The following is a 26896-nucleotide window of genomic DNA, read 5'->3' on the forward strand; positions in this document are numbered from 1 at the left end:
TGTCGTCGCGCATCGTCATGATGTTGCAGGTTTCCGGTCCGGTCTTTCGGGCGGGGTCAGTGCGCCGGCGGCCAGGCCGTCGGTCAAGGACTGGGTCAGCTGGTGGCCCAGATTCGAGGCCCGAGCCAGGGTCGTGTCGAAGCGAGCGAGGACCTCGAACGCGGCGGCGTATTTTCGCTGTTCAGCGATAGGTATGCGAGGTACCTCGACCCGGCGGACGTCGATGCGGCGCGTGCCGGACATCGTCGACGCGAACTGCAGCGAGCCTCGGCTGCGGAGAAACCCGGCGAGGAACCACGAGTCGATCTGGTTCGGATCCGGCCGCAACAACTGCACGTGCGGCCCCAGGGCTGTGCCCGCCTCGGTGACGACGACCGCGGCCGCACTCGTCAAGACCGTCGGGACAAGGACGTCACCGGGGAGGACCGCGATGCACTCCGCCTCGGCTGCGATACGGCCAGCGGGCGGTTCACCCGAAATGATGTCGCGCGCGGTGTAGACAGGCAGCCCCTCACCGCCAGGCTGAACCTCCATACGCGCCGTCTGCTGCCGGATGCTCACCGCCCCGGAGCGTTGCAGCTCGCCGATCGAAACCGTGGCCTTCGGACTGGTATCCGCAAGCGTGGGCTGCACATCCGGCAGAAGCTCGGCAAGCTCGGCGAGAAGCTTGGCAAACGAACGCTGAGTGGTGCGCAAAGCCGTGACATCCAGCTCCGCAGCCGCGCGCAGGTATCGCGCAGGGGTCAGGTCCACCTCGTCGTCCAGAAGATCGATCACCGACCGCACGGTGTGTCGGCCTGCCTCTTCAGCGACCGTTCCAGGGTCGGCCACGAAGCTCGCCCAGACCGGATCGACCCGTTCCCGCATAGCCGGCCAACCGACCTCATCGATTCGCTGAGCCAATCCAGCCGTGCCGTCGATGAACAACACGCGGGCGTCGGGCATCTGCTCTGCGGGCTGCTCCAGGATCCACAGCTGCAGCGAAAGTCCCAGCGGTGGTGCCGCGCCCGCCGGAAGTTGGACGATCGCCCGCACCGCACCTCGACGGAGAAGCTCGGCACGAATGGGCCGACCCGAGCGGCGTGACGCGGCGGCAGGCGGCATCAACAGCACGGCCCTCCCGCCGCGGCGCAGATGAGCGAGGCAGTGCTGCACCCAGGCCAACTCCGATTCGCCCTTCGGCGGGAGGCCGAAAGCCCAGCGTTGGTCGTAGGCCAGCTCCTCCGCGCCCCAGTTGCGGTCGTTGAAGGGGGGGTTGCAGACCACGGCGTCGGCGCGCAGCTCGGGGAAGGCGTCCCGGCGGAGTGAGTCGCCGGTTTCAATCGTGGAATCTGCGCCGCTGAACGCGAGCCGCACGGCGGTGAGACGCGCGAGCGGCGCGTCGAACTCCTGACCCAAGACTGCGATGCCGGGTTTCACCTGCGCCGCGGCCCGCAACACCGAGCCCAGGCCGCACGCGGGGTCGAACATCGAGCCGCCGAGCGGAGCGGCCAGACCGACCATGAACTCAGCAAGTTCCGGCGTGGTCACAGCCATCGTTCGCCAGTTGGCGGTGACGAACCGTCCGCACAGCTCGTCGAACGCGGACTCGGCTCCCCAGTCGGCGGCGAGCGCGTCCAGCGCCTCACGAGTGCGTCTGTCCAGGTCCGTGGCCGGTTGCCGGCCGGCCAGATACTCGCCCGCGGCCGCGACGCGGTCGACGACCGAGTCGGAGCCGGAGGCGGCAAGCCGTTGCCAGACCAGCTCCCGGGCCGACTCAGCGCCAAGTTTCCCCTGGTCCTCGAGCCAAGTCAGAATCTCCGCCGACCGGAAGCGCGGACTGGTGTCCGTCCCGTCGATCGGCTGGGGGAAGTCGGTGAACCGCTTCCGCCAGTTGCTCACAGCCGCGCGGCCCACACCGGCGAGCCGAGCGATCTCGGAAGCCGTCACCTCAGACTCGTCAGCCATGTATCCCTCCTCAGTCGACTTGCCAGTGAACTTACCACATCTAGGGTGAGACTGTTGACATAGTTCACAGGCAATGATCTCATTGACTCTGTCGGCGAAAGCAGGGCCCGATGGCCGAAGACTTCTGAACCGCGGCGGTCGCAGCGCCTGTCCGACGCACAGAACCAAGGAGGTAGCCATGTGTTTCCCACCCCGCGACGTGTTGTCCGCGAACCTGCTCGGCCCTCAGTCCGCGGCTGCCCATGCAACGAACAAGCGCTGACGACATGCCCGTGATGACAGAGCCCAGCATCGACCTGGAACTGGTCGCCAAGGCCGCGGGCGCAGGCGATCGGGAAGCGATCGCCACGCTGCTGGCTGCCATCCAGCCCAAGGTCATCCGCTACTGCCGGGCCCGGATCAACTCGGCGCGCCAGGGCTACGCCTCAGCCGACGACGTCGCACAGGACGTACTGCTCGCGGTGTTCACGGCGCTCCCCTCCTACCGCGATACCGGTGGAACCTTCCTCGCCTTCGTCTTCGGCATCGCGGCCCACAAGGTCGCGGATTTCCACCGGAAGCGGCAACGCGACCGCGCCACCACAACCGCGGAAATCCCCGAGCGGACGGACTCCGGCAACAGCCCGGAAGAGGCGGTGCTGCAAGCAGAAATGCGGTACATGGCGCGGGAACTGCTCAGTACGTTGCCGGACGCGCACCAGGAGATCCTCGTCCATCGCGTGATCGGCGAAATGACCTCCGAGCAGGTCGCCGAACTCCTGTCTTCCACTCCCGGCGCCGTGCGGGTCGCACAGCATCGTGCCCTCGCAAAGCTTCGACGCCGGCTGTCCACCCGGCGATGAACCCACAAACCTTATGGAGGCAACCATGCGTTTCCTGCACACCGCCGACTGGCAGCTGGGCATGACCCGGCACTTCCTTTCCCCCGAAGCACAAGCCCGGTTCTCCGACGCCCGCCTCGCGGCCATTCGGGAGATCGGAAAGATCACCGCCGAGCAGGAATGCGAGTTCGTTGTCGTGTGCGGCGACGTATTCGACGCGAACTTGCTCAGCCCCCAGGTCGTCGGGCGCGCGCTCGAGGCGATGCGGTCGATTCCGGTCCCGGTCTACCTGCTGCCGGGCAACCACGACACGATCGACGCCGGATCCGTCTACCGCTCGGCGACCTTCACCCGCGGCTGCCCGCCAAACGTGCGCGTCCTGGCGGAGCCAGGCGTGCATGAGGTCGCGCCGGGCGTCGAGCTGGTCGCGGCGCCGTTGAAGGTCAAGCATCCGCTCTCCGACCTTCCCGGCGACCAGTGCGCGACGCTGACGGCACGGCCCGGCGTCCGACGGATCCTCGTCGGGCACGGCGCAGTCGATTCCCTCAGCCCGGACCCGGACAACCTGGCGACGATCCGCGTCGGGACGTTGGCCGATGCGTTGTCCGACGGGCGGATTCACTACGTCGCGCTCGGCGACCGGCACTCCGCAACGCAGGTCGACGGCCTGGCGATCTGGTACTCCGGCGCGCCCGAGCCGACCGATTTCACCGAGACAGATACGGGCAACGTTCTCGTCGTCGACCTCGATCGCGACCTCGAAGCCAAGGTGACGAGTCACCGGATCGGCACTTGGTCCTTCCTCGCGGCAGAACGGCATCTCAACGGCGCGGCCGATGTCGAGGAGTTCGGCCGCTGGCTGGCCGGCTTCCCGAACAAGGACCGCACGATTCTGAAGCTTGGACTGGTCGGAACCCTCAGCGTCGGCGCGCACGCGCAGCTTGAGGATCTGATCGAGAAGCACCGTGAGGTCTTCGCGTCGCTCGAGGTGCCCGGGCGACGCTCCGATCTTGCCGTGCTCGCCGGCGACCAGGACTTCACCGAACTCGGCCTGTCCGGATTCGCGGCGACCGCCATGACGGAACTCGTCGGCGCGGCCGCCGGGAATCCCACCGCCCAAGACGCACTCAGCCTGCTCTACCGACTCGTCAGGAGCGAAGCATGAAGATCCACTACGTCCACCTGCGAAACTTCCGCGGCGTCACCGACCGGCGGGTCGACTTCGCCGAGTCCGGAGTCACCGTTGTCGAAGGCGTCAACGAAGCCGGCAAGTCCAGCATGATCGAGGCGATCGACTTGCTGCTCAAGCACCCGGATGCGTCCAAAAGCAGCCAGGTGCTCGCGGTCCGGCCGAGAAACGTCGATGCCGCACCGGAAGTCGAAGCCGAGATCACCACCGGCGAGTACCGGTTCGTGTTCGGCAAGCGCTGGTGCAAACACCCGCGAACCACGTTGCGCATGATCGAGCCCGCACCGGCCGACCTGGTCGGTCGGGAGGCGCACGACCGGGTACAGCAGATGGTCGAGGAAACGCTCGACGACGCCTTGTGGGCCGCATTGCGGGTCGCGCAGAACGAGCCGATCAGCCAAAGCGCGCTGGGCGGCAACGACGCTCTGGTGCGCGCGCTGGACGCGGCGGCCGGCGGTGCCCGGGAGACCGGCAGCGAGTCCTCGCTCTTCGAGCGGGTCGAACGGGAGTATCTGCAGTACTACACGCCGGGAGGCAAGGCGAGGGCCGAGTTGAAGGCCGCCGCTGAGCAACGCGACGAGACCAGGCGAGCGGCAGCAGCCGAAGAAGAGTCCCTGCGCGAGGTCGAGCGCGACGTGGAACGGCACGCCGAACTGACCCGCGAGCTGACCAGCCTCACTGCCGAGTTGGTTGAGCAGAAGGAAGAACTGGCCAAGTGGGTCGGACGCAAGCGTGCGCTGGACGAGCGGCGCGCCCTCATCGACAGCTTGTCCAGCCGACTTGCTGTCGTGTCGGCGGAAACCGACGCAGCAGACGCGGCCGTAACGACGCGGCGCGAACTGGGGGCCGCCATGGCCACTCAAGAACGTACGGCGGCGAAAATCGTCGAAGAAGCCGCGCAAGCGCAGGTCACTGCGGACGCGGCGAAAGCGCTGACCCGAGACGCCGAGCTCGCGTTGAACGCCGCCACCCAGGCTGCGGAGCGTACCGAGAGCGAGGAACGTCGAGCTGCCGAGCACGTCCGCTATCTCCATGACAAGGCGGAACTCGACGACCTCACGCGGCGCGCATCACGAGCCGAGGAGGCGATCGGGCAGCGGAACTCCGCGGAAGCCTTCCTCGCCGTCTGCACCGTGGACGAACCCGGATTCGCGGCCCTCGAAGCCGCACACGCCGCACGGCGGGAAGCGCGCGCGGTCCTTGAAGCTGGTGCCCCGACACTAGAACTCGAAGCGCTCGCCCGGCTCGACGTCTCCCTCAACGGGGAGCAGGCCAGGCTCGAAGCCGGCGATGTGCGGTCTGAATCAGTCACCGACACGCTGGAAGTCGTATTCCCCGAGCAAGCCGTGCTCCGCATCGGGCTGGGCAATGGTCAGGATCTCAAACTCGCAGCCGACATGGCCGAGGCCGAGTTTCGGCGCTGCTGTGCCGATGCGGCGGTCGAGGGGATCGCCGAAGCGCGGAGCGTGATCGCCAAGCGCCGTGCAGTGGAAAGCGACCGACTGACGGCCGAGCAGGCGTTGAAACTGGCGTTGGACCACCGGCTGCTCGACGACATCCGCAGTGACCAGGTTCGCCTTTCCGCCCGCATCGGCAGCTATACCACCGCCGACGAGCAGCCGGCCGATCTCGCAACGGCCGTGGCGGCCGAATTCGACGCCCGCAAGCAGACCGAATCCGCGCGTCGGAAGGCTTCCGACGCAGGGGCCCGCCACCAGGAACTTCTCGCCGCCGGAACAGAAGCGAACAACAGCGCCATCGCACTGCACACGCAGTCTGGCTCCGCGCAGGAGCAACTGCTGCTGATGCGCGACCAACTGGCAACCGCCCGCGCCGAAGCATCCGACGATTCGTTGACCGAACGCCTGACCGACTGTCAAACCACACGCGCCGATGCCCGTCTGGCGCTCGCGGCCGCGGAGGCGGACCTCGCCGCGCAAGATCCGGAAACCGTCGCAGCGAGGTTGACGGCAGCGCAAGCTTGGGGCGAGCGACTCGAAGACGACCACCGGTCGCGGACGTCCGACCTGACCAAACTCCAGGGACGTCTCGAACTGGCCGGGACGGAGGGTCGCCAAGACCGATTCGACCAGGCGCAGGCGGCCTGGAACGAGGCGGAGAAGCGGTATGACAGCGTGCATCGCCGCAGCAATGCGGCCAGTTGCCTGTTCACGACGCTGCGCACCGCGCGCGAAACAGCCAAGCAGGCTTACGTCCAGCCGTTCCGCGACCAGCTGGAACGGCTCGGCCGCATCGTTTTCGGACCGACGCTCAAGCTGGACATCGACGGCGACCTCCGGATTGCCAACCGGACGCTCGAAAACATCACGGTCGGCTACGACGATCTGTCCACCGGCACCCGCGAGCAGCTCTGCATCATCGCGCGGCTCGCCTGTGCCGCGATGATCGATCCGGCCGACGGTGCGCCGGTGGTCATCGACGACGCCTTGGGCCACACCGACCCGGAACGGCTTACGCGGATGGGCGCGGTGTTCGCCGCGGCGAACACCGAGTCGCAAGTCATCGTGCTGACGTGCACCCCGGAGCGTTACCGCCGAGTCGGCAACGCCAAGGTCGTGCCCGTCCAGCCCTGCCGGAGCATCGCCGTCGAGGCCCCTTCCGGGCACGCGCTTCCCGACGGTCCGGAGGACGCCATTCTGGCGTGTCTCGAACGGGCAACGGGGCCGCTCGGAAAAGCCGATCTCATTCGACTCTCCGGAATCGACGAAACGCAATGGACGCCGGCCATTCGAGCACTCGTCGACCAGGAGAAGATCGTCAAAATGGGCGACCGCCGCGGAACGCTTTACCACGCGAAGCGGCAGCCGCCGGGTGCGGAACTTGCGTCGTGAGGTTCTTCGGCCGGGTTTGCCGCACGGCGGGCATCTTGGCGACCCGCCGCGCGGCAAACCCTGACTGCGACGTGCCGATCGCGCGGGACCGCGGTCGCTTATGACGGGCGTGGGGCTCGCGACCGCGCTTGAGGACCGGGCCGAAGATCTCCTCCCGCGCGATCCGGGTGTGGTTCTCCGTCTCGAAGATCGTCGGCGCCACGAACCAGCCGTGCTCGGCGCCGGCGACCCGCACTCGCGAGCCGCCGGTGAGGAGGGTGGCCTCGGCCTTGCCGGTTTCGACGTAGCCGGGCACGCGTTCGCCCTGCGTCGCCGAGACGAGGCCGCCCAGGCGGGTCGCCGGGTCCAGCGGGGAGCCGATACGGATGCTCTCGAACGCCTTGACGAGCTTCTCCGTGGACTCCAGGCAGAGGTCGTCGTGGACGAACAGGCGGGTGCCCGCCAGGCAGGACTGGCCGTTCCAGAAAGTCGCGGCGAAGGTGACGTTGTCGATCACCGCGTCGAGATCGTCGATATCCGGCAAGACGATGTTGAGGCTCCTGAGCGCACGACCGTGGTTTGTCCAGGAGTAGCCGAATTCAGGGTGCGTCTCGCCTGTTCGCGTGGATGTCGTCGGGCGGGCGGGTCGGCCACGACGGTGGCGGCCTGGTCCGTCGTGAGCAGGCCGCACGGGTCTGCGTCGAACTTGGCCGGGTCGACCGGGCGGTCGATCTCGGTGAGCGGCGGCGGCGCACCGGTCTGCGGCGGGGCCGGTGGCTGGGGGCGAACGCGTTCCGGCGTCGACGGCCCGCACTCGCTAAGCAGGCCCGCTGCGAAGACCACGGCCCTCATGCCAGGGTCGCCGACGGCTCGATGCGCCACTGCTTCTCGTCGTCCAGTCCGGAGTCGCCGGGCACGTCGGGGAACTCCGGGAAAGCGGCCGCGGGCCGCGCGTCGAGTTCGCCGGCCTGCTATTGCATCAGCCGCAGATCGCGGCGCGGTTATGACTGCATCACCGCGTCGAGCATCCAACTTCCCCTACTCTAGGTTCATCAGGTGACGGAACGTGCCCTACCGCGACTCACGACAAAGCAGAACCGGACCGGGAACAATCGGAGCTGGACGGTGGATTGCCGACCGACCGCAACGGGGCCGTTTTGGTGTTGCGCGGCGGAAGCGAGAGCTGATCGTCGCCATTGGCGCCTTCGGCCAACTATCGGTGGCCCGCGTGTCGACGTCTTCCGTCGACTTCCCTTCAGCAGCGTTTCCATCCGCGAACCGAGCGATAGGCATGTGATTAGCGTGCAAGTGTCCCGGGTTACGCACGCTGGTCGTCAGGTGAGCGAGTTCTGCAGTCGCGTGAGGCGCCGTAGCTGGCGGGTCGAGCCGATCTCCGTCGCGAGCAAACGCGCTTTCGTGATGTGTTCACGTGCTTCCTCGGGTTGTTGTCGCGCCACGAAGGCGGCGGCTAAGTCGACCTTCAGGCCGGCTTCGGCTCGTGCGAACGTGGGGTCCAGGCTGTTTAGGGCTGCTTCGGGCACGTGCACGGCTTGTGGTTCGCCGATCCGAGCGAGGGCATGCCCTCGCCACCGTGCGAGGTGGACGGCGTCGAGAGCGACATCGGGTCGGTGTTCGTCAGGCAGGCCTGACGGCAGCAACGCTGCGGCGCGGTCGAAAGCGCGCAAGCTCGCAATCGACCGGGTCAGACGCGTCTCGAAGAGGGTGTTTGAGCGGCTGATGAGGACGGCTGGGACGTGCGTGGGGGACCGCTACACCGGCGGTTTGACCCCCTGCCCCCCATCCCCCAACTTCTTCCTCCTCGCAAACCACCCATCCCTCAACTCGGCACCCAGCTCCTCATGCCGCGTGACCAGCACCCGAACCGCTTCCTCATCGGAAACGTCATACGGCGCGATCTTGTACAGATAAGCCGTCGCATCCCGCTCCAAGGAAAACCTCAGCCGTACATACTCGATCCAGTCGTCGTGAAACCCCAGCACCGTCCGGATCGTCGTCGCGATCAGGACCAGCGCCCCGGCGATCGCGCTGAACGCCACGTCCCACCGCAACGCCGCGAACACCGGCACCGCCGCCGCACAGGCGACGCCGACGAACTCCGTGGTCACGTAGTGGATGCGGCTGCGGCGGGCGTGGTCGCTGAACCACGCCCACCGCCGCACGACCACTTCCGGCAGCGGTTTCCCGTTGCGGGTTCCGGTGATCATCCAGTGCTCGGCCGGCAGGGCCTCCGTCGACGCCATGCCGCATTCTCCCGCCGCGGCCTGGCGTGTGTGAATGGTTCGGACCGATTCAGCAGCTCACCGCCGCGTCAGCCCAGTCAGCGTGATCCGTGTTGTTCCCGTCCCCACCATCCGTCACGACGAGGTCCAGCACCTGCACGCCACCCAACGGCACGTCGAGCGCCTGCGCCGCCGAGCCATGGCGGAACACGTCCGTCGAAGCCAGCGTCTTGCCATCCCCGCGGACCTCGAACGTCACACTTCCCGTGTCGAACTCGTCATCGAGTCCGACGACCGAGTGCAACGTCTGACAACCCCCACCCAGATACACCCGGACCAGCGAAGGCGCGTGCGCCCCGAGGCCATCCGAGTACACCTGGCCGTTGATCGTGATCGGGTTCCCGTCGCCGGCCTGGTTCTCGCCGTTGCTGGTGCCCCGTTCAACCGGGCCCCAGCCGTTCTCCGTCAGCAGGAACGGCGCCTTCGACATCGGCGTCACTCCGGCAGCGAACGGTGTCACGACCGGTCCACTCGCATCAGCCGACAACGAGCGCCGCCCCCAGCCCGTCGTGTACGTAGCCTTCACCGACATCGCCACCTGCGCACCCGGCTTCACGGGCTTCACCGTCACCGTGCGGTCCCAAGATCTCCCCGGAGCGACCACCGGCACGAGCACGTCGCCACGCCCGTCGAGCTGCCAGCCGGACGGCGCCGACACCGTCACCCGAGCCGCGGCGAGCGGTGTGCTGCCGTCGTTGGTCAGCCGAACGTGAGCAGTGAACGGCTTCCCCGCGGGGAAGTACGACCCCGCGTCAAGAGACAGCGTCGCCGCCGGCGCGGCAGCCGGGAACTTGGCCGGCCACACCCGGAACACCGCCGCCCCGTGGCTCGGCACGGTCGCCCGCAGTGTCCCGGCGCTCTCCGTCTCCGCACCCGTCCACAGATCACGCACGCGGAAATCGCGCCCGGCCAGACCGATCTCCGACGCGTTGCTCGTCATCGTCGCAGCGGAAATCCCGCGGTTGAACAGCACCACCGCGGCCGAACCGTCGGACATCGGCTTGGTCCACACCTCGGTGTCGCCGTCGTCGCGGACCTTGTGACCCTGCACGCCCGCCCAGTCCTGGTCGAGGGCGACGACGTCCTTGTTCGCCAGGATCGCCTTCGTCGCGGCCGGCATGGAGCGGACGTCGTTGCCCGCGAGCAGCGGCGCGTTCATCAGCGACCAGAGCGCGAAGTGCGAGCGGTACTCGGCGTCGGTCATGCCGCCGTTGCCGACCTCGAGCATGTCGGGGTCGTTCCAGCCGCCGGGGCCGGAGTACTTCTCGAGCCCCACCTGCTGGTCGAGGATGCCGGTCATGCTGGTCCAGTTGTCGCTGATGTCGCCGGTGGTGCGCCACAGCTGCGCGCCGGAGGTCTTGCCCCACAGCCACGGCTGGTTCTCGCCCCACTCGCACAGCGCGTAGATCATCGAGCGGCCGGTCTTCTTGATCGCGTCGCCCATCTTCGTGTAGCGCTCGATGGCCGGGCGGCCCTCGTTGTTGCAGTTGTCGTACTTGAGGTAGTCGACGCCCCAGTCTGCGAAGGTCTGCGCGTCGACGTCCTCGTGGTCGAGGGCGCCGGGCATGGTCTTCGCGCAGGTCTGCGTGCCGGCGCTGGTGTAGATGCCGAGCTTGAGGCCCTTGGCGTGCACGTAGTCGGCCAGCGCCTTGATGCCGCTCGGGAAGCGTTCGTGGTTGGGCTCGAACTTGCCCTCGGCGTTGCGGTTCTGCTCGGCCCAGCAGTCGTCGATGTTCACGTACTGGTAGCCGGCGTCGCGCAGGCCGCTGCTGACGATCGCGTCGGCGGTCTCACGGATGAGGGTCTCGTTGATGTTGCAACCGAACTTGTTCCAGCTGTTCCAGCCCATCGGCGGCAGCGCGCCGGTTTCCTGCTGGACGGCGTTCGGGGCGGCCGGGGCCGCTTCCGCGCTCGCCGTGGTGAGGGTGGTGGTCAGGCAGGCAGCCGCCAGCAGGCCCACAAGACGACGCATGAATTCCTCCCGGAGTGCACAACTCAACTACTCAAAGCGGAACATACTTCCTCAAGAATCAACAGGAGTGAACGGTTCACGTCAATGGGCCGTTGGTAGGTAATCCGTTGGCCGGGAGGTAGAAAGGAGGCGTAGGTCCGCGACGACGCCCCGAGGAGCCGCCCCATGCCCGAGGTCCGCCCGCTCGACGGTCTCAAGGTCGTCGACCTCTCCCGGATCCTGGCTGGGCCGTACTGCACGCAGTACCTCGGTGAGATGGGTGCCGACGTCGTCAAGGTCGAGCCGCCCGGCCACGGCGATGACACGCGCCTGTGGGGCCCGCCGTTCGTCGGCGACGAAGCCGTGTACTTCCTTGCCGCCAACCGCAACAAACGCGGGATCGTGCTCGACCTCAAGTCCGAACGCGGCCGCGAAGCCGTACGCCGGCTCGTGGCCGACGCGGACGTGCTCGTCGAGAACTTCCGCCCGGGCACGCTGGAGCGGTGGGGCCTGTCGTACGCCTCGCTGTCCGAGCTGAACCCGCGGCTGATCCACGTCTCGATCACGGGCTTCGGCCAGACGGGGCCGTACCGCGACCGGCCGGGCTACGACCTCGTCGCGCAGGCGCTCGGCGGCGTGATGGGGCTGACCGGCGAGCCCGACGGCGCGCCCGCCAAGGTGGGCCTGCCCGTGGCCGACCTCAACGCGGGCACGTGGGCGATCATCGGCGTGCTGATGGCGCTGCAGGCCCGCCACACCACCGGGCGCGGCCAGTACCTCGATGTCTCCCTGCTCGACGCGCAGCTCGCCTGGCACATCTACGCCGCCGGCGCGCACTTCTACGACACCCCGCGCCCGCGCCGGATGGGCTCGGCGCACCCGAGCATCGTCCCGTACCAGGCGTACCACGTGTCCGACGGCTGGCTCGTCATCGCCGTCGGCAGCGAGAAGCTGTGGCGCGCGTTCTGCGGTGTGCTCGGCCTGGACATCGCGGAGGACCCGCGGTTCTCGACCAACGCGGCGCGGACGGCGCACCGCGACGAGCTCAACGTGTTGCTGGAGGAAGTGCTGGTCACGCGCACCGTCGACGACTGGACGAAGGCCCTCGACGAGGCCAGCATCCCGGCCGCGCCGATCAACGACATCGACGACGTGTACGCCGACCCGTGGACGGCCGCGCGCGACCAGGTCGTGCGGCTGCCGCACCCGACCATCGGCACCTACCTCGGCACGGGCTTCCCGGTGAAGGCCTCGGACACGCAGCCGCGGCCGACGTCTGCGCCGCCGGTGCTGGGCCAGCACACGGCGGAGGTGCTCGCGGAAATCGGGTACTCGGAGTCGGAGATCGCCGAGTTCCTTTCGTTGTGACCAAGGAGGATTACATGGAGAACCCGCTGTGGCACCCGTTCGCGGACATGGGCGCCGTCGACGGCGACCGCTTCGTGATCACGCGCGGCTCGGGCTCGTACGTGTGGGACGACGCCGGCCGCCGCTACTTCGACGCCACGGCTTCGCTCTGGTACGCGAACTTCGGCCACGGGCGGCCTGAGATCACCCAGGCCGTGACGGCGCAGCTGGAGAAGCTGGATTCGTACAACCTGTTCGGGTATTACGCGAACGAGCCGGCGTTGGAGTTGGCTTCGCGGCTTTCTGCGCTTGCTCCGGTGCCGGGTTCGAAGGTGTTCCTCGGCTCCGGCGGTGGTGATGTCGTCGACACGGCGGTGAAGATCGCGCGGGCGCACTTCGTCCACACTGGACGGCCGGAGAAGACCCACATCATCGGGCGGACGCAGGGGTACCACGGGACGCACGGGTTCGGGACGGCCGTGGGCGGGATCCCGGTGAATGCCGAGGGGTTCGGGCCGATGCCTTCTGGGTTTTCGCATGTGGCGTATGACAGTGTGCCGGCGTTGGAGGCCGAGATCCTGCGAGTGGGAGCGGATCGGGTTGCCGCGTTCTTCTGCGAGCCGGTGATCGGTGCTGGGGGCGTGCTGTTGCCGCCGGACGGGTATCTCGAAGCTGCGGTGGAGGTTTGTCACCGGTACGGGGTGCTTTTCGTGGCGGATTGCGTGATTGCCGCGTTCGGCCGGTTGGGGACGTGGTTCGGGATTGATCGGTGGGCGGTTCGGCCGGACATGGTGACGACTGCCAAGGGTCTTACCGGTGGGACCATTCCGTTGGCCGCGTTGCTGGTTTCGCCGGAGGTGGCGGCACCGTTCTTCACGGGTTCTGCCGGGGCTCCTGTTTTGCGGCATGGGGCTACTTATGCGGGGCACCCGGTGGGGTGTGCTGCTGCGTTGGCGACGTTGGATATTTATGAGAAGGACGGGTTGATTCCGCGGGGGCGGGAGTTGGAGAAGCCGTTGGCGGATGCGTTGGCCGGGGCGGCCGACCATCCGTTGGTCGCGGAGGTTCGAGCTGGGCTGGGGTTCTTGGCCGCGGTGGAGCTGTCGGCGGAGGTGCTGGCGGCCGATCCCGGGGCGCCGGGGAAGCTGCAGCGGCTGGTGCGGGACGAGGGGGTCTTGGTGCGGCCGTTGGGGAAGGGGATTGCCCTGTCGCCGCCGCTGGTGACGGGGGACGAGGAGCTGGACTTGCTGGCGGCGGCCATTCCGGCGGCGCTTTCTCGGCTGCAGGGTTAGGTTTCCGCTCGTTGCGGGGCGTCCCGCATGGGGGCGCCCTTTCCTGCGTGGTCGCGATCGCCGGCGGTCAGGTAGAGGACGGCGTAACAGGCGAGCCAGTGTTCGACCATGTAGTCGCTGCCGCTGACGTGATCGAGCTCCGGGTCCGCGTGGGCTTCGGCGGCGGAGATCAGGAGGGGTTGGCGCGGGTCGGTGGCGGGGAGGCTGTCGGCCAGGCGGAGCCAGCACCAGGCGCGGCTGAGGTTGAGGCCGCGGAGGTGGGCGAGCTGGCCGTCGCCGTCGTCGGACACCGTGGCCGGGGTGAGGAGTGCAGCCGGGAGCTGGGGAAGGAACCGGTCGAACCAGGCTGTGAAGTCTTTTGGCGGCAGGAGGCAGGCCTGCAACTCCACTTCGGTGAGGGCGGGCGACAGGAAATCGGCGCCGGAAGGTTCCCAGTCGGCGGGGTAGTCGGCGTCGGTGCTGAACCAGCGGGTGGCGGCGTCCTGGATGGCGGCAAGAAGGGCTCCGTCGCCGGCTGCGGCTTGGCTTCTGGCGTAGGGGAGGGCGCGGGAGAGACCGAAGGCGCTGTTGTTGTGCGCGCCGGTGCGGATGGGGTAGGTCTGTTTGGGGAGCCACTGCAGGAAGGCGTCGGTGACTGCTGCCGACAGGGGTGCGAGGCCGGCCGACCAGGTTCGGGCGTCGGGGTCGTCCCAGGTGGCGATCTCGTGGTGGAGCATGAGGGCCCAGCCCCAGCCGTAGGGGCGGGCCCGTGATCCCTTGGTCCGGAATGTCTCGGCTTCGCCTTCGAGGGCGTCGGCGGTGAGGTGCTCGTTGAGTGTGGTCCGGATGTCGTCGGTGGGTATTGCGTCTGGGGTTGTGCGGAGCAGCCGGACCAGGAGCCAGTGCATCTCGACGCAGGAATGCCAGTCGAAGCAACCGTAGAAGGCTGGGTACAGGTCGCGCGGACGGTTCGGGAAGTCCCCCGGGAACTGCATGGTGCTGCGGATGTCGTTGGGGAATTCTTTCCTGATGTTGCGCAGGGCGGCCGCGCTGTACTCGGCGGCTCGGGAAAGCAGCTGGGTTTCTCGCCGGGATGTCATGGGCGCGCGGGCCTCCTGCCACTGGACGCGTCGGGCCGGTCGTCATTGCCTCCGGCCCACGGACGAAACGCATCACCCCACACCAGTGGGCCTGACCGCAAGATCCTCAGCCGCACGACTTAGAACTTGCCACGGTGGCAAGACCCACCTCTGATCGGCGAGTTGCCGTCTGCTGCGGCGAGTTGCCGCCCCTACTGGCACGGCGCCGCGCTTGTGGAAGCCCGGACGGGTATGGCAAGTTCCGTGCTTCTTGCCTGCCATTGCCTCGGCAACGTGCGACATTCGGTGGCAAGGTTCCGCGCCGATCGGCAAGGCGCCATGGGTGCGGCATGACGTCGAGGTGTTGCCGCTGCCACTGGCCACTGGCCACTGCCTTTGCCTTTGCTGTGGCAAGGCGCGGCGGGTAGAGGCGAGGTTCCGCGCGGATTGGCAGGGTGCCGCGTCGACTGGCAAGAGGTCGCACGGGTGGCGTGGCGCCAAGGTTGATGGCAAGTGTTGCGCGCTTGGCATGTGCCGTTGCCGTGGCGAGGTGCGGCGCGAGGTGGCGAGCTGCCGTGCTGATTGGCGAGGCGCCTCGCGGAATGGCATGGGCCAGCGTGGAGTGGCATGTGCCCGCGCAGGATGACCTGGGCGGTCCGAGTGACGAAGTGCTGTGCAGGTTGGCGGGGCGCGCGTGGGATGGCATGGCGCCGTGCGGAATGGCATGGTGCCGTGCGGAATGGCGAGGCGCCGACCGGGTTGGCATGGCGGACGCCGGAAGGCATGGTGCCGACGGGGATGGCAAGGCGCACGCGGGAAGGCACCGGCGCGCACCGGAAGGCAAGGCGCCGCGCGGGGTGGCGTGGACCGGTGTGGAGTGGCAAGTTCCGCGCGGAGTGACAAGGGCGGTCCGGGTGGCAAGGGCGCCGTCACCACGAAGGCTCGGCTGCCCCCGCGCTAGCGGCGCCAGCCGCGCCAGCCGCGCCGAGCCGAGCCGGGGCGAGAGGTGCGTGGGGCAGAGGCAGCGGGGAGGTTCCCGAAGGAAGCCGGCCAGACCGTCAGCCGATGCAGAATTCGTTGCCCTCCGGGTCCGCCAGCGTGATCCAGCGGGTCGGCCCCTGGGACCCCCGGTGCAGGAACGTCGCACCCCTGGCCTGGAGTTTGGCGAACTCCTCCTCCATGTTCTCCGCGCCGCCGACGCGGACGTCGAGGTGGAGGCGGTTCTTCACCGTCTTGCCCTCCGGCACCTCCTGGAACAAGACCCGCCGCGACGTCTCCGGGTGGGAGATCGCGGCGCCCGAGCGCCAGACCAGGGCGCCGCGGTGGACCGTGGTGTCGTCCTCCGACGCGTAGCCCTTGGCGATCATCTCGCGGATGAAGGCCTCGTCGCTGGGTTCGACAGCCCAGCCGAGCGTCTCAGCCCACCAGTCGGCCTGGGTGTGCGGTTCCGCGGAGTCCACGGTCACCTGGAAGTCATACGCCATACCGGGACGTTAACGACCGACCCCGACATTTTCGGCAGCTCGGACTCGCCCGGCACGTCGGTGAACGCCCACTTGTCGACGCCGCCGCCCATGATTTCGGCGTAGCGGCGGGCGCCGTCGGCGTTGGCGAAGCGCACCTGCTGGCCGTTGGTGAGGTGGGTGATCTTGACTGCCACGCTGCCTCCAAACGCTGAAAACCGAGAGTGCCGGCCCGCGGAGCTTCCCCCTCCGGGGCCGGCTCGATCAGTAGAACACGTGTTCGAAGGTGCCCGCAAATCGGGTCCCCCTCGTGGGCGACGCATGTCCCCCGGAGGGGTAACACCGCTGGTCAGCGAATCATCGCGAGACGCGGCCAATGGTCCAGCCCGAGCGCCGCCTCATGCGCGCGGATGGTGCGCAGCGAGGGGCCCCACGACGACTCGAGAAGCTCCCGGAAGCCCAGTCGCGCGTAGTACGGAGCGTTCCACGGCACGTCACGAAAGGTCGTCAAAGTCAGCGCCGGCAAACCACGAGCAACAGTCCACGCGGCCGCCGTCTCGATCAGCTGCCGCCCCAGCCCCCGACGTGCGAAAGACGGCAGCACCGACACCTGCTCGACGTGACCATTGCCGTCCACGACGTCCGCCACCAGATACCCCGCCACGACACCCGAGACATCCACCACCCAGCACCGCCCGCCGACCCGGTACGGCTCCAGCTCCGCCACCGAAAACGGTTCGTCATCCGCGACGGCCGCCATCCCCAGGTCGCGGAACGGCCCCCCGGCCGCGCGTTCGAGCTCGCCCAGCAGTGGCAGGTCGACAGCGGTGGCGAGCCGGATCATCCCCCATTCCTACCCGCTACACCGAATACGACGAAACTGCTTTCTTGATGCGCTCGGCATACACCTGCAACGCGCTGATCGCCTCGGCCCGCGCGGCGTCGCCGATGCGCGCGGCGGGCCCGACGAGCGAGAGCACGCTCGGCCGCGTCCGCCCCGTTTCCACCGGCACCGAACACGCCCACACGCCGTCTTCGATCTCGCCCCAGCTCTGCGCGTAGCGGTTGGCCAGTGCGAGCTTCAGCTCCTCGCGCACCTCGATCCCGTGTTCGCGCGCGATCTCCGCGACGCGCTGCTCGCGTTCGCCGTCGGGCAGCAGCGCGAGCAGCATCTTGCCGGTCGCGCCCGCGCCGAGCGGGATCGAGTGCCCGGGCTGGAACGTGAACCGCATGGCGCGGTCGCATTCGACCCGATCGGTGCATACGGCCAGGTCACCGAAGTGCTGGAACAGCAAGATCGTCTCGCCGAGCTCGCGCGACGCTTCCTCCATGGTCGGGCGGGCGATCCGGGCGACGTCGTTGGCCAGCCGCGCGGCGCGCGCGAGCGGCATCACCTGGCTGGTCACGTGGTAGCGGCCCGAGCGGGCCTCTTCGAGCAGCTGAAGTTCCTTCAGCAACTGCACGTAGCGATAAGTCGTGGCGACCGGGCTGCCGATCACCTCGGCCAGCTCCGCGACGCTCGCTTCCCACCGGTGCTCGGAGAACGCGAGCAGCACCTGCAGAACCTTGCGCGAACTGCTTGTGCCTGCCGTTCGGCGCGGGCCCGCGGAGCGTTCTTTGGAAGGCGGCATTCGGATCCTCTTCGTGGTCTGCGACCCGACTCGCGAACGCGACAGGTGAGTAAATTACCACATGGCCGGAACAATGGCGCGCAGTGAATTCACCGGAATGATCACGGCCGGCTAATCGGCCCGTTTCCCGGTAATCAGGAACGGCGTGAGCAACCCCGGCACCGTCGCGTCGGCCAGCGCGAGTCCGGCGCTTTCGCCGACGTCCACCACGTGGTAGCGGCCGCGCCCCGCCGCGATCGGCGCGATCACCGTGACGAGCCCGGCGCGCCGCTGGAACCACGAGCGTTCGACGACGATCCCGGTCAGCCCGTCGCGCCGCACCGCGACCGTCGTGCGCGCCAGCGAACCCGAGCGCGTGACGAGGTAGCGGCCGGCCAGCGCGTGGCCCAGCGTGCGGTAACGGTCCCAGCCCACCAGCACCGCGAACGGCACCAGCACCAGCGCGAGCTGCCACGGCCAGTCCGGCAACGCGCCGGCCCACGCCAGCAGGAACAGCGCCGCCGCCGGCACCAGCACGCTCGTCAACGCCCGCGTGATCCGCCGGTTCAACGCCTGCCGCGGGTGCCGCACGAGCGCGGCGCCCGCGACGTCCTCGCCCAGCACCTCGCCCGCCACCTCCTGCGCGCGTCCCAGCGGCGCGGGCGGCAGCAGCAGCCCGCCGCCCTTGTCGGCGCCCTTGCCTTCGCGCAGGCCCGCGGCCACCGCCACGCACTTCGCGCCGCCGGCCATCCGCAGCGGCAACGGTTCCTTCAGCTCGACGCCGCGCAGCCGGTCCTCCTCGATCGACACCGACCGCGTGGTGAGGAGCCCCCGCCGGATGTGCAGCGTGCCGCCCGGCTCGCGCGTGAGGCGGAAGTTCCAGAACGACAGCACGTAGCCGCCCACCGAAAGCACCGACACGAGCAGCAGCAGGCCGATCGCCGCCGTGACCACGGTGAGCCACACGGGTTCCTGTGTCACGCGATCGGCCAGCTCGCGCAGCGGCCCGTAGCGCACCGGGTCGAGGTTCAGCTCGTGCGCGAAGTGGTAGACGGTGCCGAGCATCGCCCCCACCACGGCGATCCCGGACAGCGTGAACGGCGCGTACCGCAGCCACTTCCGGTCGACGGCCGCCACCAGCTGCTCCGGCGGCGCCACGACGTCAGCCGGCACCGATTTCCGGTGCAGCAGCAGGGTCCGAAGTCGTTGCGCCTCCTCGCGCGTGACGGCGTCGAGTACCAGTTCGTCCTTGCCCGGCCCCTTCCCGTGCGAATGCCGCCCGGTGCCGATCCGCACCGCGGCCAGGGAGAACAGCCGGTGCTTGGGCTCCGACACCACGTCGACGGTGCGGATCCGGTCGCGCGGCACGGCCCGCTGCTTGCGCAGCAGCAGGCCGGTGCGCCATTCCACCTGTGTCGCGGTGATGCGGTAGCGCGAGGTGAGGCAGTGCGAGATGCCGGTGGCGATCGTCAGAGCCGTGAACGCGAGCCCGATCCACTGCCAGCTGTTGCCCGAGCCGAGCAGGAGCGCGCCGACGAGCACGGGCAGCGACCGCACGAGGTCGAGCACTGGCCGGATCAGCAGCATCCGCAGGTCGAGCCGGTGCCACGGGGCTTCCGCCGTGCCTTCGTACGCCTGCGTGGTCGCCGGCAGCGCCGCGCTCACGTGGCATCCCCGCGCACGGCATGCGTGGTGCGCGTCAGCTCGTCGGCCAGCGCCACGGCGCGGTCGTGGTCGAGGCCGGAGATCCGCAGCGGCCCCGCGGCCGACGCCGTGGTCACCGTGATCCGGGCCAGCCCGAACAGCTGCTCCAGCGGGCCGCGCTCGATGTCCACGGTCTGGATCCGCGAGATCGGCGCGATCCGCCACTCCTGCTTGAGCCAGCCGGACTGCGTGTACACGGCGTCGGAAGTGACCTCCCATCGGTGCACGCGGTAGCGCCACTGCGGCATCACGAGCAGGTGCAGCGGCCCGAGCACGCAGCAGAGCACGAGCGTCACCGAGAGCCACGACGGCGGGTCGTCGCTCGTGGCCACCACCACCGCCTGCACGCCGATCACGACGAGCCAGCCGATCGCGGCCGACGCCGTCCAGTGGCCGATGGCCTTGCGGCTCACGCGGTGCGCGGGTGGCCGAAGGCTGAGGCTCAGTTCTTCTGCGGTCACCTGCTCAGCGTGCCTGAACCGCGGTGACCGTGGCCACGACAAGTGTCACTGTGCCCCGATCCGGGGCCCCGGTGAGTGCGTGGCGTTACTATTTCGCCCGCGGGCGGGATGGATTCGTGGCGGTGCCGCGTTGAACCCGGTTAAGCCTGTGCACGACAGCGATCAGCAGGAGGATTCCGGTGGGATTCGATCCCGAGGAACTGTACGAGGTGGACTCGGACGTCCCCGACCTGGACGGAGCCGTGCTCCTGCACTTCTTCGACGGTTTCATGGACGCGGGCTCCACCGGCAGGCTCGTCACCGACCACCTGACGAACGAGGTCGAGAACCGCGTCATCGCGCGCTTCGACGTCGACCGCCTCATCGACTACCGCTCCCGGCGGCCGCCGATGACCTACGCGGTGGACCATTGGGAGGACTATGAGGCTCCTGAGCTGGCCGTTCGCCTCCTGCACGACACCGACGGCGTGCCGTTCCTGCTGCTGTCCGGCCCCGAGCCCGACCACGAGTGGGAACGCTTCGCCACCGCCGTGAAAAGCCTGGTGGAGCGCTGGGGCGTGCGCTTGACCGTCGGTTTCCACGGCATCCCGATGGGCGCTCCGCACACCCGCCCGCTCGGCGTCACGGCCCACGCCACGCGCGAGAGCCTCATCGGCGGCGACCACCAGCCGCTGCCCAACCGTATGCAGGTGCCGGGCAGCGTGTCGGCGCTGCTGGAGTACCGCCTCGGCGAGTGGGGTCACGACGCGATGGGCTTCGCCGCCCACGTGCCCCATTACCTCGCGCAGTCGGCCTACCCGTCGGCGGCGCTGCTGGTGCTGGAGTCCGTCGAGCGCGCCACCGGCCTGCACCTGCCCGACGGTGAGCTGCGCGTGGCCGCGCAGGTCGCCACCGCCGAGATCGACCGCCAGGTCGCCGAGTCCGACGAGGTCGCCGACGTCGTGCGCGCGCTGGAGCGCCAGTACGACACGTTCGTCGAAGCCTCGGGCCGCGACAGCCTGCTGGCCGAGTCGCAGGAGCACATGCCGACGGCCGAGGAACTCGGTTCGCAGTTCGAACGGTTCCTGGCCGAGCAGGGCGGGGACGCACCGGACCGCTGAGGAACCGGCGGGTGCCCCGGCCGGCGTCGGTGTCAGTCGCGGGCCCGTCTGCGCCCGGTGCGATACGCGATCGCGGCCGAGCGGACCGTCTGCCAGGCCCACCACATTCGTGTCGTCATGGTCGCCACCATCCCATGATCGGCCCAGGGGGTTTCGGGCAAGCTGCCTGAAGGGGTGCGGCGGGTGACGTTCGGACCACGGGCAGCCACCACGCCACTGATCGGTACACAGTCGCTGATCGGTACACAGTGGACGCTTGCCGTTACCCGCGGGTAGACCGGCCGCCTCGAATCAACGCCCGGTTGACGTATATCGTCCCGGGATGAACCAGCCGCACCAAGATCGTTTCACGGCAAAGACTTTGGGCGGGGCGCTGCGGCGGAAAGCCGGCCTGGTGCTGCGCCGGGTGGCCACCCGCCTGCATGACCCGTACACCGATCAGCTGAACCAGATCCGCGATGAGCTCCGCGAGGAGATCGTCCGCCAGGGTGACCGGTTGCTCGACCGGGTGGTGGAGTTCGAAATCCGCAGCCGCCGCGACATCGTGTACGCCGGCGATCAGGACGCGGCGCTCGAGAGCAACGTCTTCGCCCGCGAGAACCTCGTCGGCGCCCGCCACTTCGGCAGCCCGCCCGAGACGCTGAAGTTCGCGTTGTCCCTGGCCCCGACGGGCGGGATGGCGCTCGAGTTCGGCGTCGCGTCGGGCAACACACTGCGCACCATCGCCGCCGCGCGTGGCGGCGTCGAGGTCTACGGCTTCGACTCCTTCGAAGGACTGCCCGAGGCGTGGCTCAACGGCATGCCTGCCGGCGCCTTCGCCCGCGAGGACCTGCCGGACGTCCCGGGTGCGGAACTGGTCGTGGGCCTGTTCAACGACAGCCTCCCGGGATTCCTGGAAAAGCACCCGGGCCACGTCGATTTCCTCCACGTGGACGGCGACCTCTACAGCTCCGCGAAAACCGTGCTCGACAACGTCGGCCCCCGCCTGCGCCCGGGCAGCATCGTGCACTTCGACGAGTTCTTCAACTTCCCCGGCTGGAAGCGTCACGAGTACCGCGCGTGGATGGAACACATCGAGAAGACGGGCGTCGAGTTCACATACGAGGCCTATACGTACAACGACAACCAGGTGACGGTGCGGATCACGCACGTGCCGGGGTACGAGGCACCCGCGCCGGAGTCGGCGGACCACGCGGGCAGGAAGATCACGCCCTAACGCGGGTGGCAGCCCTGCTCGTTCAGCGGCCCGATCGACGGCAGGACCAGGCCGCACAGGTACCCGTCGATCCAGTGGCCGTTGCCCGCGAGGTTCGTGCCGAGGCGCAGGAGCGGGACAAGCGCTTTCACGCCGTGGGCGAGGGAATCCTGGTTGCGCTGCAACAAGGACGTGAGCCGGTCGAGGCCGGCGAGTGTCGGGCCGAGGGTGTGGTCGTTGTCGGCGACGAGGCCGGACAGCTGGGCGGCGAGGCGCCGCGAGCCGTCGAGCAGGGTGGAGATGGCGGACTCGCGGCGGGCCACCTCGTCGAGCAGGAGGTTGCCGTCGGCGAGCAGGCGCCGCACTTCTGCGTCGCGGTCGACGAGCGTCGAGGACACGGTGCGAGTGTTGACCAGCAGCGCGGTCAGCTGCGCGTCGCGGGAGGCGATGGTGTCCGACAGGCGGGAGAGGCCGCCGAGCGCGGTCCGGACGTCGGCGGGAGTGCCGGCGAACGTCGCGGCGAGCGTGTCGAAGCTGCGCGCGAGCCGCGTCGTGTCGATGTGGTCGACGGTGGCCGAGAGGTCGCGGAACGCGTCGAGCACGTCGTAGGGCACGGTGGTGCGCGAACTCGGGATCGGCACGTCCGGGTCGAGCGAGCCGGCGCCCGCCGGGTCGAGCGCGAGATATTTCTGGCCCAGCACCGTTTTCAGCTTGATGGCGGCAGTGGTGCTGTTGCCGAGCCACGCGTCCTTGACCTTGAACGACACGCGCACGCGAGCGCCGTCGAGCGTCACGGCGGACACGCGCCCGACCTCCACGCCGGCGATGCGCACGTCGTTGCCGTTCTGGAGTCCGGCGGCTTCGGTGAACTCGGCTGCGTACGTGGTGCCGTCGCCGATCACGGGCAGGTTCCGGGCGTTGAGTGCGGTGACGATGCCGAGCACCAGCACGGTGAGCCCCGCCAACGCGGTGCGGACGGGGTGGCGGGGACCTCGGGCTGATCGCACGGCGTGAACAGTGCCGCAGGCGGCGTGGTGACGCCAGTCACACAACACGTTCGGTGGAAGCCGGGCAGGTTCGGCGGAGATCGCCGGCGGGTACTTTTCGGCGAAACGTTCAACCCCCGGCGGAAGGTGGCACGGCGTGGCGCACACACGGGTCTACCGCGACGGCGTGCTGGTCGAAGAGAACTTCCCGGTCGAGCAGGTCTCCGACTACCTGCAGGACCCGGCCACCACCGTCTGGCTCGACTTCTGCGAGCCGACCGAAGACGACCTCACCTCGATCTCCGAAGAGCTCGGCCTCCACGCGCTGGCCGTCGAGGACGCGGCCGAGGAACACCAGCGGCCGAAGTTCGACCGCTACGACACGCATTCCTTCCTCATCGCGTACTCGGCGCACTTCGACGTCGACACCGGCATGGTCACGAAATCGGAGCTCGCCGCGTTCGTCACGAAGCAGGCGCTCGTGACCGTGCGCAAGGACGACGGGTTCGACATCGAAGCCGTGGCGCGGCGGTGGGACTCCTCGGCCGATCTCGCGAAGTCCGGCGTCGCGTTCCTAGTGCACGGCCTGCTCGACTACATCGTCGACGGGCACTTCGACAGCGTCCAGGCGCTCGACGACCAGATCGAAGCCCTGGAGGACCTGGTCTTCGACGAGCGGCCCGACCAGCGTGAGCTGCAACGGCGCTCGTTCCGGCTGCGCAAGAGCCTCACGGCTCTGCGCCGCGTGGTGCTGCCGATGCGCGAGGTCGTGAACACGGTGATGCGCCGCGACCAGCACCTGGTCGACGGCGTGATGATGCCGTACTTCCAGGACGTCTACGACCACGTGCTGCGCGCGTCGGAGTGGACGGAGTCGTTGCGCGACCTGGTGGCGACCGTGCGCGAGACGCAGCTGAACCTGCAGGGCAACCGGCTCAACACCATCATGAAGAAGGTCACGAGCTGGGCGGCGATCATCGCGGTGCCCACGGCGGTCACCGGGTTCTACGGGCAGAACGTGCCGTACCCGGGATTCCAGGCCACGTCCGGATTCTGGGTGTCCACAGTGGCCATTGTGCTGCTCTCGGTGGCCCTCTACGCGTCGTTCAAGCGCCGCGACTGGCTCTGATCGCGTTTCACCCCGCGCGCACCCGGGTAGGTTCGGCGGAGAAGGGATCTCGCACTTCGGGGAGAACAGGCATGCGTGACTTCAGCGCCGGGCTGCACCCGGCTGCGGACCTCATGACCGAGGAAAATCTGGCGCACCAGCAAGAAGTGCGCTGCAAAGCGACTCGCGCCGTGGCATCGAACTCGCGCGACGGCGACGACTGCGCGCTCCTGCTGGACATGCTGGGACTGCACACGGCCGACAGCCGGCGCGGGGAAGTGGCCTGATCTCAGCCGGCGGGGAGCTGCTGCTTCTCGGACGTCTCCCGCTCCTGGCCTTCCCGGTCTCGGCACAGCGTGCACACGAGCTTTTGGCCGATGCACTGGCCTTCGGGCGTCACGAGGTGGGCGACGTGCAACGTGGGGTAACCACACTTCTCACAGGGAATCGCGGTGCTCTCGTGGCTGATCAGCACGCGGATCGGCATCGGGCTCTCCTCTGGCGGAGTCGGGTGGCGTCGGGCTAACCCGTTTGGCCGCAGCTCAGACGCGACGGCGGCGGTTGTCACCCGTTCGGCGCAACAGGTTCACCCTGGGTAGAACGACAGCTCCGGCTGCGCATGTCTAGGTCCGATAGACCTCGGTTCCGGCCACGTACGTCCGGACCACCCGCGTCGCGCCGATCTCCTGGCGCGGTCCGTCGAACGGGTCACGGTCGAGAACCACCAGGTCGGCGGCCTTTCCGACGGCGAGCGAGCCCGTGCCGTCGTCGAGGTGGTTCACCGCGGCGCTGCCCGCGGTGTAGGCGCGCAACGCGGTCGCGAGCGGTAACGCTTGTTCCGGACCCAAGGGCGGAGTGGTCGCGCCGGGCAGGACGCGGTTCACGGCGACGTGGATCGCGGCCAGCGGATCGGGGCTGCTGACCGGCCAGTCGCTGCCCATCGCGAGCGCGGCGCCGGTGCGCACGAGATCGCCGAACGGGTACTGCCAGGCGGCGCGGGGATAGCCGAGGAAGGGCAGCGTGAGCTCGTCCATCTGCGGTTCGTGCGCGGCCCACAGCGCCTGCAGGTTGGCCGTGGCGCCGAGGCGGTGGAAGCGCGCGACGTCGGACGGGTGCACCACCTGCAGGTGGGCGAGGTGGTGGCGGCGGTCGGAAGTGCCGTTGTCGGCGATGGCCGCTTCGAGCGCGTCGAGGACGTCGCGGACCGCGCGGTCGCCGATCGCGTGGAAGTGGACCTGGAAGCCGGCGGCGTCGAGGGCGGTCGTGACGGCGCGGAGCAGGGCGGGGTCGAGGAAACCGAGACCGCGGTCGCCGGTCGGGTGGCCGTGGGCGTCGAGGTAGGACTCGAGCATGGCGGCGGTGAACGTCTCGACCACGCCGTCCTGCATCACCTTCACCGACGGCGTGCGGTAGTTGCGGCACCGCGCCGCCGTGGCCGCGCGGATTTCGGCGAGGCGCGCGACCTGGTCCGCGACGGCTTCGCGCGGGCACGAGCGGTCCCACCACAGCGCGCCGGTGACCTTCGCGGTCAGCGTGCCGGCGGCGTCGGCGCGCAGGTAGGACTCGTGGACGTTCGGCCCGTCGCCCGGCACGGGCACCCAGGCGTCCTGCCAGTTCGTGACACCGCAGGAGTGCAGGTAGCGCTGGGCTTCGGCGAGGGCAGCGTCGAGGTCTTCCTGTGTGTCGACCGGTGCGACGCGGGCGACGAGGTCGGCGGCGCCTTCGTGGAGGAGCCCGGTGGGTTCGCCGTCGGCATCGCGTTCGATGCGGCCGTCGGCCGGGTCGGGGGTGTCGCGGTCGATCCCGGCTCGGGTGAGGGCGGCCGTGCTGACCCAGCTGGAGTGGTGGTCGCGGTTGGGGAGCAGCGCGGGGCGATCGCCGACGACGGCGTCGAGCGCGGCGCGGTGCGGGCGGCCGCCCGGGAACGCTTCCATGGCCCAGCCGCCGCCGAGGATCCATTCCCGGTCGGGGTGGGCGCGGGCGTATTCGCCGATGATGCGTGCGTACGCGTCGGCGGTTGCGGCGCCGGAAAGGTCGCAGCGGATCCGTTCGAGCCCGCCCAGCACGGGGTGCACGTGGGCGTCGCCGAAACCCGGCAGCAGGAGTCCGCCGGCGAGGTCCACGACGTCGTCGGCTTCGCGCAGGAACGGCTCCACCGTGCGGTCGCCGCCGAGGGCGACGATCCGGCCGCCGGACACCGCGACGGCCGAGCAGACCGTGCCCGCGGCGTCGGCGGTGAAGACGCGGCCCTCGCGGAACACCGTGGTCGTCATTACTGCACGGTAGCCGGGCGAGTCCACGGAGGACTCCGGGTCGGATGGGGAATTTTCGTTGCCCCCGCGAACCATCTGTGCGTTCCGAAGAGGACCGATCTTGCAACTGACCAGCGAGATGACCACATCGGCCGAAGTGAACGTTTCGTCCGAGATGGTGCCCTCGCTCGCGGTGATCTTGCCCGAAGTTACCCCATCCGGTCGGCCGGAGGGACCAAATCACGGACCTCTGAGCACACTTCGTGACTCCCCAACCTTCT

24 protein-coding genes are annotated in these 26896 nt (G+C 68.9%); 9 read left to right on the plus strand and 15 right to left on the minus strand.

Annotated elements, in window-relative coordinates; translation table 11 throughout:
- Positions 1 to 15 precede the first annotated feature (15 nt).
- On the minus strand, positions 16 to 1947 hold the full coding sequence (locus tag AB0M56_RS34690) for an N-6 DNA methylase (RefSeq protein WP_364184128.1): 1932 nt from the start codon (positions 1945 to 1947) through the stop codon (positions 16 to 18).
- Between the two features lie 275 nt (positions 1948 to 2222).
- Here AB0M56_RS34690 and shbA point away from each other — a divergent pair, with 275 nt between their 5' ends.
- Genes shbA through AB0M56_RS34705 form a run of 3 tightly spaced genes read left to right on the plus strand, consistent with a single transcriptional unit; the run spans position 2223 to position 6809 of the window.
- Positions 2223 to 2789, plus strand: coding sequence for an RNA polymerase sigma factor ShbA (shbA, locus tag AB0M56_RS34695; RefSeq protein WP_364184131.1), 567 nt, complete (start codon positions 2223 to 2225; stop codon positions 2787 to 2789).
- A 25-nt stretch (positions 2790 to 2814) separates the two neighbouring features.
- On the plus strand, positions 2815 to 3933 hold the full coding sequence (locus AB0M56_RS34700; protein ID WP_364184134.1) for an exonuclease SbcCD subunit D: 1119 nt from the start codon (positions 2815 to 2817) through the stop codon (positions 3931 to 3933).
- The gene (locus tag AB0M56_RS34705) at positions 3930 to 6809 is read left to right on the plus strand and encodes an AAA family ATPase (RefSeq protein WP_364184136.1); all 2880 of its coding nucleotides are present in this window, start codon (positions 3930 to 3932) and stop codon (positions 6807 to 6809) included. Before AB0M56_RS34700 ends, AB0M56_RS34705 begins: the two co-directional genes overlap by 4 nt.
- Here AB0M56_RS34705 and AB0M56_RS34710 read toward each other — a convergent pair.
- From AB0M56_RS34710 to AB0M56_RS34725, 4 genes are all read right to left on the minus strand, one after another.
- Positions 6736 to 7602 carry an aldehyde dehydrogenase family protein gene (locus AB0M56_RS34710; RefSeq protein WP_364184139.1) on the minus strand — a complete coding sequence of 289 codons (867 nt, stop codon included), beginning with the start codon at positions 7600 to 7602 and terminating at the stop codon, positions 6736 to 6738. The two genes, AB0M56_RS34705 and AB0M56_RS34710, sit on opposite strands and share 74 nt — an antisense overlap.
- Positions 7603 to 8122: 520 nt before the next feature.
- Positions 8123 to 8473 (minus strand): hypothetical protein, encoded by a 351-nt coding sequence (locus tag AB0M56_RS34715; protein ID WP_364184141.1) that lies wholly within the window; start codon positions 8471 to 8473, stop codon positions 8123 to 8125.
- Between the two features lie 84 nt (positions 8474 to 8557).
- Entirely contained in the window at positions 8558 to 9049 is a 492-nt protein-coding gene (locus AB0M56_RS34720; RefSeq protein ID WP_364184144.1) for a DUF4231 domain-containing protein, read from the minus strand.
- A gap of 49 nt (positions 9050 to 9098) precedes the next feature.
- The gene (locus AB0M56_RS34725) at positions 9099 to 11060 is read right to left on the minus strand and encodes an NPCBM/NEW2 domain-containing protein (RefSeq protein ID WP_364184147.1); all 1962 of its coding nucleotides are present in this window, start codon (positions 11058 to 11060) and stop codon (positions 9099 to 9101) included.
- A gap of 165 nt (positions 11061 to 11225) precedes the next feature.
- Between AB0M56_RS34725 and AB0M56_RS34730 the strand changes: the two genes are divergently transcribed.
- Together AB0M56_RS34730 and AB0M56_RS34735 are read left to right on the plus strand one after the other, a co-directional pair.
- A complete protein-coding gene (locus AB0M56_RS34730; protein WP_364184151.1) occupies positions 11226 to 12407 on the plus strand; it encodes a CoA transferase in 1182 nt (393 codons plus the stop codon).
- Between the two features lie 47 nt (positions 12408 to 12454).
- Positions 12455 to 13678: an aminotransferase class III-fold pyridoxal phosphate-dependent enzyme gene (locus AB0M56_RS34735; RefSeq protein ID WP_364184154.1), complete on the plus strand. Its 1224-nt coding sequence runs from the start codon at positions 12455 to 12457 to the stop codon at positions 13676 to 13678.
- On the opposite strand, the gene AB0M56_RS34740 is transcribed toward AB0M56_RS34735, so the two are convergent.
- The 7 genes from AB0M56_RS34740 to AB0M56_RS34770 all read right to left on the minus strand — a co-directional run bounded on the left by AB0M56_RS34740 (position 13675) and on the right by AB0M56_RS34770 (position 19974).
- Positions 13675 to 14757: a DUF2891 domain-containing protein gene (locus AB0M56_RS34740; protein ID WP_364184156.1), complete on the minus strand. Its 1083-nt coding sequence runs from the start codon at positions 14755 to 14757 to the stop codon at positions 13675 to 13677. The genes AB0M56_RS34735 and AB0M56_RS34740 overlap by 4 nt on opposite strands.
- Positions 14758 to 15794: 1037 nt before the next feature.
- Positions 15795 to 16220, minus strand: coding sequence for a VOC family protein (locus AB0M56_RS34745; RefSeq protein WP_364184159.1), 426 nt, complete (start codon positions 16218 to 16220; stop codon positions 15795 to 15797).
- Positions 16199 to 16396 carry a hypothetical protein gene (locus tag AB0M56_RS34750; RefSeq protein ID WP_220243923.1) on the minus strand — a complete coding sequence of 66 codons (198 nt, stop codon included), beginning with the start codon at positions 16394 to 16396 and terminating at the stop codon, positions 16199 to 16201. Before AB0M56_RS34750 ends, AB0M56_RS34745 begins: the two co-directional genes overlap by 22 nt.
- A 152-nt stretch (positions 16397 to 16548) precedes the next feature.
- Positions 16549 to 17043, minus strand: coding sequence for a GNAT family N-acetyltransferase (locus tag AB0M56_RS34755; RefSeq protein ID WP_364184161.1), 495 nt, complete (start codon positions 17041 to 17043; stop codon positions 16549 to 16551).
- A 16-nt stretch (positions 17044 to 17059) separates the two neighbouring features.
- The gene (locus tag AB0M56_RS34760) at positions 17060 to 17755 is read right to left on the minus strand and encodes an IclR family transcriptional regulator C-terminal domain-containing protein (protein WP_354877998.1); all 696 of its coding nucleotides are present in this window, start codon (positions 17753 to 17755) and stop codon (positions 17060 to 17062) included.
- A 186-nt stretch (positions 17756 to 17941) separates the two neighbouring features.
- The gene (locus tag AB0M56_RS34765) at positions 17942 to 19396 is read right to left on the minus strand and encodes a PH domain-containing protein (RefSeq protein ID WP_364184276.1); all 1455 of its coding nucleotides are present in this window, start codon (positions 19394 to 19396) and stop codon (positions 17942 to 17944) included.
- A 74-nt stretch (positions 19397 to 19470) separates the two neighbouring features.
- On the minus strand, positions 19471 to 19974 hold the full coding sequence (locus AB0M56_RS34770; protein ID WP_364184164.1) for a PH domain-containing protein: 504 nt from the start codon (positions 19972 to 19974) through the stop codon (positions 19471 to 19473).
- 179 nt (positions 19975 to 20153) lie between these two features.
- On the opposite strand from AB0M56_RS34770, the gene AB0M56_RS34775 reads away from it, so the two are divergent.
- Both AB0M56_RS34775 and AB0M56_RS34780 read left to right on the plus strand, forming a co-directional pair.
- The gene (locus AB0M56_RS34775) at positions 20154 to 21074 is read left to right on the plus strand and encodes a PAC2 family protein (protein ID WP_364184167.1); all 921 of its coding nucleotides are present in this window, start codon (positions 20154 to 20156) and stop codon (positions 21072 to 21074) included.
- Between the two features lie 322 nt (positions 21075 to 21396).
- On the plus strand, positions 21397 to 22290 hold the full coding sequence (locus AB0M56_RS34780) for a class I SAM-dependent methyltransferase (protein WP_364184170.1): 894 nt from the start codon (positions 21397 to 21399) through the stop codon (positions 22288 to 22290).
- On the opposite strand, the gene AB0M56_RS34785 is transcribed toward AB0M56_RS34780, so the two are convergent.
- Positions 22287 to 23276, minus strand: coding sequence for an MCE family protein (locus AB0M56_RS34785; RefSeq protein WP_364184173.1), 990 nt, complete (start codon positions 23274 to 23276; stop codon positions 22287 to 22289). The two genes, AB0M56_RS34780 and AB0M56_RS34785, sit on opposite strands and share 4 nt — an antisense overlap.
- Positions 23277 to 23412: 136 nt before the next feature.
- Between AB0M56_RS34785 and AB0M56_RS34790 the strand changes: the two genes are divergently transcribed.
- Together AB0M56_RS34790 and AB0M56_RS34795 are read left to right on the plus strand one after the other, a co-directional pair.
- Complete coding sequence (locus AB0M56_RS34790; RefSeq protein ID WP_364184175.1) at positions 23413 to 24384, plus strand: magnesium transporter CorA family protein; 972 nt, start codon at positions 23413 to 23415, stop codon at positions 24382 to 24384.
- Positions 24385 to 24455: 71 nt separating this feature from the next.
- Positions 24456 to 24650, plus strand: a complete 195-nt coding sequence (locus tag AB0M56_RS34795; RefSeq protein WP_364184178.1) for a hypothetical protein — start codon at positions 24456 to 24458, stop codon at positions 24648 to 24650.
- A gap of 2 nt (positions 24651 to 24652) precedes the next feature.
- Here the strand turns inward: AB0M56_RS34795 and AB0M56_RS34800 are convergent, their stop codons facing one another.
- Together AB0M56_RS34800 and AB0M56_RS34805 are read right to left on the minus strand one after the other, a co-directional pair.
- Positions 24653 to 24850 (minus strand): hypothetical protein, encoded by a 198-nt coding sequence (locus AB0M56_RS34800; RefSeq protein ID WP_364184181.1) that lies wholly within the window; start codon positions 24848 to 24850, stop codon positions 24653 to 24655.
- A gap of 136 nt (positions 24851 to 24986) precedes the next feature.
- A complete protein-coding gene (locus AB0M56_RS34805; RefSeq protein ID WP_364184183.1) occupies positions 24987 to 26636 on the minus strand; it encodes an amidohydrolase in 1650 nt (549 codons plus the stop codon).
- Positions 26637 to 26896 lie beyond the last annotated feature (260 nt).

The organism is Amycolatopsis sp. NPDC051372, assembly GCF_040682095.1.
In the GTDB taxonomy this organism is placed as follows: Bacteria; Actinomycetota; Actinomycetes; order Mycobacteriales; family Pseudonocardiaceae; genus Amycolatopsis.

Coding starts and splice junctions, on each gene's coding strand:
- AB0M56_RS34780 (WP_364184170.1), top strand. CDS start 21,397: ATGAACCAGCCGCACCAAGATCGTTTCACGGCAAAGACTTTGGGCGGG.
- AB0M56_RS34740 (WP_364184156.1), bottom strand. CDS start 14,757: ATGACATCCCGGCGAGAAACCCAGCTGCTTTCCCGAGCCGCCGAGTAC.
- AB0M56_RS34735 (WP_364184154.1), top strand. CDS start 12,455: ATGGGCGCCGTCGACGGCGACCGCTTCGTGATCACGCGCGGCTCGGGC.
- AB0M56_RS34700 (WP_364184134.1), top strand. CDS start 2,815: ATGCGTTTCCTGCACACCGCCGACTGGCAGCTGGGCATGACCCGGCAC.
- shbA (WP_364184131.1), top strand. CDS start 2,223: ATGACAGAGCCCAGCATCGACCTGGAACTGGTCGCCAAGGCCGCGGGC.
- AB0M56_RS34765 (WP_364184276.1), bottom strand. CDS start 19,396: ATGCTGCTGATCCGGCCAGTGCTCGACCTCGTGCGGTCGCTGCCCGTG.
- AB0M56_RS34725 (WP_364184147.1), bottom strand. CDS start 11,060: ATGCGTCGTCTTGTGGGCCTGCTGGCGGCTGCCTGCCTGACCACCACC.
- AB0M56_RS34795 (WP_364184178.1), top strand. CDS start 24,456: ATGCGTGACTTCAGCGCCGGGCTGCACCCGGCTGCGGACCTCATGACC.
- AB0M56_RS34720 (WP_364184144.1), bottom strand. CDS start 9,049: ATGGCGTCGACGGAGGCCCTGCCGGCCGAGCACTGGATGATCACCGGA.
- AB0M56_RS34805 (WP_364184183.1), bottom strand. CDS start 26,636: ATGACGACCACGGTGTTCCGCGAGGGCCGCGTCTTCACCGCCGACGCC.
- AB0M56_RS34730 (WP_364184151.1), top strand. CDS start 11,226: ATGCCCGAGGTCCGCCCGCTCGACGGTCTCAAGGTCGTCGACCTCTCC.
- AB0M56_RS34755 (WP_364184161.1), bottom strand. CDS start 17,043: ATGATCCGGCTCGCCACCGCTGTCGACCTGCCACTGCTGGGCGAGCTC.
- AB0M56_RS34705 (WP_364184136.1), top strand. CDS start 3,930: ATGAAGATCCACTACGTCCACCTGCGAAACTTCCGCGGCGTCACCGAC.
- AB0M56_RS34745 (WP_364184159.1), bottom strand. CDS start 16,220: ATGGCGTATGACTTCCAGGTGACCGTGGACTCCGCGGAACCGCACACC.
- AB0M56_RS34690 (WP_364184128.1), bottom strand. CDS start 1,947: ATGGCTGACGAGTCTGAGGTGACGGCTTCCGAGATCGCTCGGCTCGCC.
- AB0M56_RS34800 (WP_364184181.1), bottom strand. CDS start 24,850: ATGCCGATCCGCGTGCTGATCAGCCACGAGAGCACCGCGATTCCCTGT.